Below are 8,810 nucleotides of genomic sequence, written 5' to 3'. Positions count from 1 at the left end.
CATTTAAATACTTAGGCTCGGTAGCTCAGTTGGTAGAGCAACGGACTGAAAATCCGTGTGTCGGCGGTTCGATTCCGTCCCGAGCCACCATTTATCAATATATTTTGGCGGTTGTGGCGAAGTGGTTAACGCACCAGATTGTGGCTCTGGCATTCGTGGGTTCGATTCCCATCAATCGCCCCAAATAAAAATTGCGGGTGTAGTTTAGTGGTAAAACCTCAGCCTTCCAAGCTGATGTCGTGGGTTCGATTCCCATCACCCGCTCCATTTCTATATCGTCATGGGCCTGTAGCTCAGCTGGTTAGAGCGCACGCCTGATAAGCGTGAGGTCGATGGTTCGAGTCCATTCAGGCCCACCATGACTTTTGTATTCCACAGTAGCTCAGTGGTAGAGCTATCGGCTGTTAACCGATCGGTCGCAGGTTCGAATCCTGCCTGTGGAGCCAAATGGAGAAGTACTCAAGTGGCTGAAGAGGCGCCCCTGCTAAGGGTGTAGGTCGTGTAAGCGGCGCGAGGGTTCAAATCCCTCCTTCTCCGCCATATGATTACAGATATAATAATTTTCGGCCCGTTGGTCAAGCGGTTAAGACACCGCCCTTTCACGGCGGTAACACGGGTTCGAATCCCGTACGGGTCATCCAGAAGCCTTGCATATCCTGCAAGGTTTTTTTGTTTTCTAAATCATGATATGTCTTAGATTTTGTTCTTTATTTTAAAAACAGACTACAAAAATCTCCATATATTTCGTTTTTCTTCAGAAAATGAAGTTAATTGTCTATAAGTATAAGCGCTTTCAGGAAAGGGCTTTTTTTTATTTCTTCGAATAAATACTATAAATGAAAACTATGATGTCAGAAAGGATGATTACATGGCCGCTGCCAGCCCGACAGCACAGGATGTTTATCTTTTTCACGAAGGCAGTCTGTTTAAAAGCTATCAGCTGTTTGGCTCGCATTACCGCGAGCTGAATGGCAAAAGCGGATATGAATTCTGTGTGTGGGCGCCTCATGCGTCGGAAGTACGAGTGGCTGGAGATTTTAACAGCTGGTCTGGAGAAGAGCATGTGATGCACAGAGTGAATGATAGTGGTATTTGGACGTTATTTATTCCAGGTTTAGGAGAAAAGGAACGATATAAATATGAAATCGTGACGAATAACGGTGAGATCAGGCTGAAGGCAGATCCATACGCTAATTATTCAGAAGTCAGACCAAACACAGCGTCACTTACTTACGATTTGGAAGGGTACAGCTGGCAAGATCAAAAATGGCAAAAGAAACAGAAGGCTAAGACGCTGTATGAAAAACCTGTTTTCATTTATGAACTGCATCTTGGGTCTTGGAAGAAGCATTCTGATGGCAGGCATTATTCCTATAAAGAATTAAGTCAGACGCTTATCCCTTATATCAAGGAGCATGGGTTTACCCATATTGAACTGCTTCCGGTGTATGAGCATCCATATGATCGTTCATGGGGGTACCAAGGAACGGGGTATTACAGCCCGACAAGCAGGTTTGGCCCGCCGCATGATCTGATGAAGTTTGTTGATGAATGTCATCAACAAAATATCGGAGTCATTTTGGATTGGGTCCCCGGACATTTTTGTAAAGATGCACATGGCCTTTATATGTTTGATGGAGAACCGCTTTATGAATACAAAGAAGAACGTGATCGGGAGAACTGGTTATGGGGCACGGCAAACTTTGACCTGGGGAAACCGGAAGTTCATAGTTTTTTAATTTCGAATGCGTTGTACTGGGCGGAATTCTATCATATAGATGGATTTAGGGTTGATGCAGTGGCTAATATCTTGTATTGGCCAAATCAGGATGAACGCCACACGAATCCATATGCTGTTGAGTTTTTAAAAAAACTCAATCAAACCATGAGAGAGGCATATCCCCATGTGATGATGATTGCGGAAGATTCTACAGAATGGCCTCAAGTGACAGGTGCCGTTGAGGAAGGGGGGCTTGGTTTTCATTATAAATGGAATATGGGATGGATGAATGACGTACTGAAATACATGGAGACGCCACCCGAAGAAAGGCGGCATTGTCATCAGCTTATCTCTTTTTCATTACTATATGCGTTTAGTGAGCATTTTGTATTGCCGTTTTCTCATGATGAAGTCGTATACGGAAAAAAATCACTTCTTAATAAAATGCCTGGCGACTACTGGCAGAAATTTGCCCAGTATCGGCTTTTGCTGGGCTATATGACAGTGCATCCAGGAAAGAAATTGATCTTTATGGGATCAGAGTTTGCCCAATTTGATGAATGGAAAGATACAGAACAGCTTGATTGGTTTTTGGACTCCTTCCCCATGCATCAGAAAGCCAGCGTTTTTACGCAAGATCTTCTCCGCTTTTACCAAAAAAGCAAAATCCTTTACGAGCATGACCATCGTGCACAATCGTTTGAATGGATTGATGTCCATAATGACGAACAATCAATCTTTTCTTTTATTCGTTATGGCAAAAAGCACGGTGAGGCGCTTGTCATCATTTGTAATTTTACACCCGTGGTCTATCATCAATATGATGTTGGAGTTCCTTTTTTTACTCAATACATTGAAGTGCTTAACAGTGACAGTGAAACATATGGAGGCTCAGGGCAAATCAACAAAAAGCCGTTATCGGCCAAAAAGGGAGCACTTCATCATAAACCGTGTTATATCACGATGACCATCCCCCCTTACGGCATCTCGATTTTACGGGCGGTTAAAAAAAGAGGAGAGATAAAAAGATGAAAAAACAATGTGTAGCCATGCTCCTTGCCGGCGGGAAGGGCAGCCGTCTCAGCGGATTAACAAAAAATATGGCTAAACCGGCTGTATCTTTCGGGGGAAAATACAGGATTATTGATTTTACCCTAAGCAACTGTTCAAATTCAGGCATAGACACAGTCGGGATTTTAACGCAATATCAGCCGCTTGAGCTGAATTCCTATATTGGGATCGGCAGTGCATGGGACCTGGATAGATATAATGGTGGCGTGACGGTTTTACCCCCTTATGCCGAGTCATCAGAAGTCAAGTGGTATAAAGGGACGGCAAGCGCCATTTATGAAAATCTCAATTATTTGAATCAGTATGATCCTGAGTATGTACTGATTTTATCAGGAGATCACATATACAAAATGGACTACGGCAAAATGCTTGATTATCACATTGAAAAGAAAGCAGATGTGACCATCTCTGTCATCGAAGTGGGCTTGGAGGAAGCAAGCCGGTTCGGCATCATGAAGGCCAATCCAGATGGGACGATCACACATTTTGATGAAAAGCCCAAATTCCCTAAGAGCAATCTTGCCTCAATGGGGATTTATATATTCAATTGGCCGCTTTTGAAACAGTATCTTGAGATGGACGATCAAAACCCTTATTCTAGCCACGACTTCGGCAAAGACATTATTCCTCTGCTTTTGGAGGAGAAAAAGAAGCTTTCTGCTTATCCGTTCAAGGGATATTGGAAGGATGTCGGAACGGTGCAGAGCTTGTGGGAAGCCAATATGGATTTGTTAAAAGAGGACTCGGAGCTGAAGCTGTTTGAACGCAAATGGAAAATTTACTCCGTCAATCCAAATCAGCCTCCGCAATTTATTTCATCTGATGCGCAGGTTCAAGATTCGCTTGTGAACGAAGGTTGTGTTGTATATGGAAATGTGTCTCACTCCGTTCTTTTTCAAGGTGTGACTGTTGGTAAGCATACGACTGTTACATCATCCGTCATAATGCCGGATGTGACGATTGGGGAGCATGTAGTCATTGAAAATGCCATTGTTCCTAATGGGATGGTGCTGCCGGATGGCGCAGTGATTCGCTCCGAAAAAGACATTGAAGAGGTGCTGCTCGTTTCAGAGGAATTTGTAGAAAAAGAATTGATTTAATTACTGAAGAGGGGGCAGAGTCAGTGTTCAATAATCAAATGTTAGGTGTTATAGATGAAACCACATATAAGCATTCTCTTCAGGATTTAACAGCACAGCGGTCGCTCGGGGCGATCCCTTTTGCCGGCAGGTACCGACTGATTGATTTTATGCTTTCCAACATGGTGAATGCGGATATTAGGAGTGTTGCAATTTTTCCGAAGTATCGTTACCGTTCGCTCATGGATCACCTTGGGGCGGGTAAGGAATGGGATTTGCACCGGAAAAAGGACGGCCTCTTTTTTTTCCCGTCTCCCCATCTTCATCACGAGTACGATGAATTCGGTTCCTTTCGCCAGTTTTCGGACCATCTAGATTACTTCCACAGAAGCACTCAGCAATATGCTGTAATCTCCAACAGCCATACCGTATGCAACATTCAATTTCAATATGTGCTGAAACGCCATCAGGAGGTTGGCTGCGACGTCACCGAGGTATTTCAGGACGGCCAGTCGCTGCAAATCTATATCATGTCAACAACGCTTTTAAAGGATCTGATCTACGGACATAGCGAAAAAGGCTATAAAACCATTCAGGAGGCTGTTGAAAAGGAATCTTCCGCCCTGACCATTTGCCCTTATGAATATTCAGGTTATGCCGCTGTCATTGATTCGGTGGAAAAATATTATACCCACAGTATGGAGCTCATTCAGCCTCGTTTTTGGCAGCAGGTGTTTTTGCCGCAGCAGCCGATCTATACAAAAGTGAAGGATGAGCCGCCTACGAAATACGGAAAGCACAACACTGTCAAAAATTCTTTGGTGGCAAACGGCTGTGTGCTTGAAGGAGAGGTTGAAAACTGCATTTTGTTCAGGGCGGTTCATGTCGGAAAGGGTACGAAGCTGAAAAACTGTATTATTATGCAAAAAACGCAGATTGGCGAGGATTGTCTTCTTGAGCAGGTCATTTCGGATAAGGACGTTAAAATCGGCAAGGCGACGGAAGCTGCTGGAACAGCTGACCAGCCGCTTGTATTAAGAAAAGGTTTGGTGCAAGGAGAGCTGATGAATTCTTGAAGATATTATTTGCTGTGTCAGAATGCACCCCATTTGTTAAATCAGGAGGTCTTGCCGATGTAGCAGGTGCTCTGCCAAAGGCACTTGCACGATTAGGCAATGAAGTAGCTGTGATGCTGCCGAAGTACAGCCAAATACCTGAACCGTGGAAAAAGCGTATGAAAAAACAGGCTGAGTGTACGGTAGCTGTCGGCTGGCGGCAGCAATATTGCGGAATTGAACATATGGCCGAAGATGATGTGAATTATTACTTCATCGACAATGAGTACTATTTCAACAGGGATTCGTTGTACGGGCATTATGATGACGGTGAGCGGTTTGCCTTTTTTTCAAGAGCTGTACTGGAGGCTGCCAAAGTTGTGAATGTTCAAGCCGATATTGTTCATACTCACGATTGGCATACAGCGATGGTCAATTATTTGCTGAAAGAGGAGTACAGAAAACATCCTTTTTATGAACGGATGAAAAGCGTGCTCACGATCCACAACCTGCAGTTTCAAGGCATATTCCCTCCTGATGTCACACATGACTTGCTGGGTCTTGAGATGGATCATTTTCATTATGAAAGGTTAGAATGCAACGGATTTGTTAATTTTATGAAGGCGGGCATCATTGCGGCTGATCATGTGACAACTGTGAGCCCCACTTACAGAAATGAAATATTGACTCCGTATTATGGTGAGCAGTTGGAACAGGTTTTGCAATATAGGGAAGATGATGTAACCGGCATATTAAATGGCATTGATGATACGTTCTATCAGCCGAAAAGCGACCCTTATATAGAGGCGCAATACGATTCAGGGGATCTTGCATGCAAGCTGGAAAACAAAACGAAGCTTCAGCAGCGGATGGGGCTTCCAGAGAAAAACGATATTCCGCTGATCAGTATGGTGACAAGGCTTACTAAACAAAAGGGGCTTGATCTTGTCCGCAGAATTATGCACGAACTTCTTGAGGAGCAAGACATACAGCTGGTTGTGCTAGGCACAGGAGAACGTGAATTTGAAGATTATTTCCGGTATGCAGAATTTGCTTTTCATGAGAAGTGCCGGGCTTATATCGGGTTTGATGAGCCGCTAGCTCATCAAATTTATGCGGGCTCTGATATGTTTTTGATGCCGTCGAAATTTGAGCCGTGCGGTTTGGGGCAGCTCATTGCTCTTCAATATGGCGCCATTCCGATTGTCAGGGAAACGGGCGGTCTTTACGACACTGTCCGTGCCTATCAGGAGGAAGAGGGAACGGGCAATGGCTTTACGTTTTCCGCCTTTAATGCGCATGATCTGAAATTTACGATAGAAAGGGCGCTGTCGTTTTATTGCCAACAGGATGTATGGAAGAGCATCGTGAAGACCGCTATGAATGCAGATTACAGCTGGGGGAAGTCGGCTAAAGAGTATCAGCGTATTTTCGAGCAGGTGACAAGGAGTGGACGGGATGTTCTCGAGTAAAGAACGCTTTGCAGACTTATTTTTAAAGCGTCTGGAAATGACGTGCGGAAAAAGCTTTAAAGATTCTGCCAAGCTGGATCAATATAAAACGTTGGGCAATATGGTCAGAGAGTATATCAGCGCTGATTGGATCGAAACGAATGAAAAAAGCAGATCAAATTCCGGGAAGCAGACATATTATTTATCAATCGAATTTCTGCTCGGTCAGCTCCTTGAGCAAAACTTAATGAATCTTGGTGTTCGTGATGTTGTAGAAGCTGGTTTAAAGGAAATCGGCATCAATTTAGAGGAAATTCTTCAGATAGAGAACGATGCAGGTCTCGGCAACGGCGGGCTTGGCCGCTTGGCCGCTTGCTTTTTAGATTCTCTTGCTTCGTTGAACCTGCCGGGGCACGGGATGGGCATACGTTATAAGCATGGCTTGTTTGAGCAAAAAATTGTAGACGGACATCAGGTGGAACTGCCTGAGCAATGGCTGAAAAACGGGAACGTATGGGAAGTAAGGAATGCAGATCAGGCAGTGGACGTGCCGTTTTGGGGCGAAGTCCATATGACAGAAAAAAGCGGGCGCCTGCATTTTCGCCACGAGCAAGCGACAATTGTTACCGCTGTTCCTTATGATATCCCGGTCATCGGCTATGAAACGGGCACTGTCAACACGTTAAGGCTCTGGAACGCCGAGCCCTATGCGCATTATCACGGCGATAATATTTTGTCTTATAAGCGGGAAACAGAAGCGGTTTCTGAATTCTTATATCCCGATGACACCCATGATGAGGGGAAAATTTTACGGCTGAAGCAGCAGTATTTTTTAGTATGCGCAAGCTTAAAAAGCATTGTGAACAATTACCGAAAAACACATAAATCTTTATCCGGCCTGCATAAAAAAGTGAGCATTCATATTAATGACACTCACCCTGCGCTTGCGGTGCCTGAGCTGATGCGGATTTTGCTCGATGAAGAGAACATGAGCTGGGAAGAAGCTTGGCATATCACTGTACATACGATTTCTTATACAAATCATACAACATTGTCAGAAGCGCTCGAGAAATGGCCGATTCATTTGTTTAAGCCGCTGCTCCCGCGAATGTACATGATTATTGAAGAGATCAATGAGAGGTTTTGCCGCGCAGTTTGGGAAAAGTATCCGGGAGACTGGAAAAGGATAGAGAACATGGCGATTACAGCGCATGGTGTTGTCAAAATGGCTCATCTGGCCATAGTAGGCAGCTACAGTGTAAATGGCGTTGCAAAAATACATTCCGATATATTAAAGGAAAGGGAGATGCGCGACTTTCACTTGCTGTTTCCGAATCGTTTTAACAATAAGACGAATGGAATTGCCCACAGGCGCTGGCTGTTAAAAGCGAATCCAGGCTTGTCTGCCATCATTACAGAGGCGATCGGTGATGAATGGGTCAAGCAGCCGGAATCGCTGATCCGTTTAGAACCGTACGCCTCTGATCCTGCATTTATTGAACAGTTTCAAAACAACAAAAGCAAGAAAAAACAAGAGCTTGCCGATTTGATTTTTTGCACGGCCGGGGTGGTTGTGAACCCTGAGAGCATATTCGACGTACAGGTGAAACGGCTTCATGCATATAAACGGCAGCTGTTGAATGTTCTTCACATTATGTATCTGTATAACCGCCTCAAGGAGGATTCGGGGTTTTCAATCTACCCGCAAACCTTTATTTTCGGGGCAAAGGCTTCACCAAGCTATTATTATGCTAAGAAAATCATTAAGCTGATCCATTCTGTCGCAGAAAAAGTCAATTATGATCCGGCGGTCAAACAGCTGATCAAAGTTGTTTTTTTAGAAAATTATAGAGTTTCTATGGCTGAGCGAATTTTTCCGGCATCAGACGTAAGTGAGCAAATTTCAACTGCAAGCAAGGAAGCGTCTGGTACAGGGAATATGAAGTTTATGATGAACGGGGCTTTGACGATCGGCACGCATGACGGCGCAAATATCGAGATCCTTGAGCGGGTGGGCCCTGACTGTATTTACACGTTCGGCTTAAAGGCGGATGAGGTTCTATCGTATCAGGAAAACGGCGGCTATAGATCGAGGGAATATTATCAGCATGACAGAAGAATCAGGCAGGTAGCGGATCAGCTGATCAATGGTTTTTTTGAAGGAGAAGCAGATGAATTTGAATCGATCTTTGACTCGCTGCTTCCGCATAATGATGAGTATTTTGTGCTGAAGGATTTCAGCTCATATGCAGATGCGCAGGAGCGAATTCAAGCTGATTATCGAGAGCGAAGGAAATGGTCTGAGCGTTCGATTGTAAACATTGCTCATTCAGGATATTTCTCCAGCGACCGCACGATCCGGGAATATGCGAAGGACATTTGGGGCATCAAGCCGATGATGTGAAAAAGCCGCTGTATAAGCGGCTTTTTTTGT

5 protein-coding genes and 8 tRNA genes (1 of these 13 only partly in view) are annotated in these 8,810 nt (G+C 44.3%); all 13 read left to right on the top strand.

All coding sequences use genetic code 11. The features are described 5' to 3' along the window. Window positions 1-2: transfer RNA gene (locus tag NSQ16_RS15985), tRNA-Asp, on the top strand (it extends 75 nt beyond the left edge of the window). 12 nt (window positions 3-14) lie between these two features. Further along, window positions 15-90 (top strand) — tRNA-Phe (locus NSQ16_RS15980). A 17-nt stretch (window positions 91-107) separates the two neighbouring features. Beyond that, window positions 108-183: transfer RNA gene (locus NSQ16_RS15975), tRNA-His, on the top strand. A gap of 10 nt (window positions 184-193) precedes the next feature. Continuing rightward, window positions 194-267 (top strand) — tRNA-Gly (locus NSQ16_RS15970). A 15-nt stretch (window positions 268-282) separates the two neighbouring features. Beyond that, window positions 283-359, top strand: a tRNA-Ile gene (locus NSQ16_RS15965). A 12-nt stretch (window positions 360-371) separates the two neighbouring features. Then, window positions 372-446: transfer RNA gene (locus tag NSQ16_RS15960), tRNA-Asn, on the top strand. Window positions 447-449: 3 nt separating this feature from the next. Next, window positions 450-540, top strand: a tRNA-Ser gene (locus NSQ16_RS15955). Between the two features lie 25 nt (window positions 541-565). Beyond that, window positions 566-637 (top strand) — tRNA-Glu (locus tag NSQ16_RS15950). Between the two features lie 231 nt (window positions 638-868). Beyond that, window positions 869-2,752, top strand: coding sequence for a 1,4-alpha-glucan branching enzyme (gene glgB, locus NSQ16_RS15945; protein ID WP_339232306.1), 1,884 nt, complete (start codon window positions 869-871; stop codon window positions 2,750-2,752). Continuing rightward, complete coding sequence (locus NSQ16_RS15940; RefSeq protein ID WP_128993319.1) at window positions 2,749-3,891, top strand: glucose-1-phosphate adenylyltransferase; 1,143 nt, start codon at window positions 2,749-2,751, stop codon at window positions 3,889-3,891. The genes glgB and NSQ16_RS15940 overlap by 4 nt, the downstream gene beginning before the upstream one ends. Before the next feature lie 23 nt (window positions 3,892-3,914). Then, entirely contained in the window at window positions 3,915-4,946 is a 1,032-nt protein-coding gene (gene glgD, locus NSQ16_RS15935) for a glucose-1-phosphate adenylyltransferase subunit GlgD (RefSeq protein ID WP_339232305.1), read from the top strand. Continuing rightward, the gene (gene glgA / locus NSQ16_RS15930; RefSeq protein WP_339232304.1) at window positions 4,943-6,397 is read left to right on the top strand and encodes a glycogen synthase GlgA; all 1,455 of its coding nucleotides are present in this window, start codon (window positions 4,943-4,945) and stop codon (window positions 6,395-6,397) included. The genes glgD and glgA overlap by 4 nt, the downstream gene beginning before the upstream one ends. Beyond that, window positions 6,384-8,780 carry a glycogen phosphorylase GlgP gene (gene glgP, locus NSQ16_RS15925; RefSeq protein WP_339232303.1) on the top strand — a complete coding sequence of 799 codons (2,397 nt, stop codon included), beginning with the start codon at window positions 6,384-6,386 and terminating at the stop codon, window positions 8,778-8,780. The genes glgA and glgP overlap by 14 nt, the downstream gene beginning before the upstream one ends. Window positions 8,781-8,810: the final 30 nt, after the last annotated feature.

The sequence above is a fragment of the Bacillus sp. PS108 genome (assembly GCF_037963335.1).
GTDB classification, from domain to species: Bacteria; Bacillota; Bacilli; order Bacillales; family Bacillaceae; genus Bacillus; species Bacillus subtilis.
The sequence above is the reverse complement of the archived record's forward strand: the minus strand, read 5'-3'. Positions and strand labels throughout refer to the sequence as shown.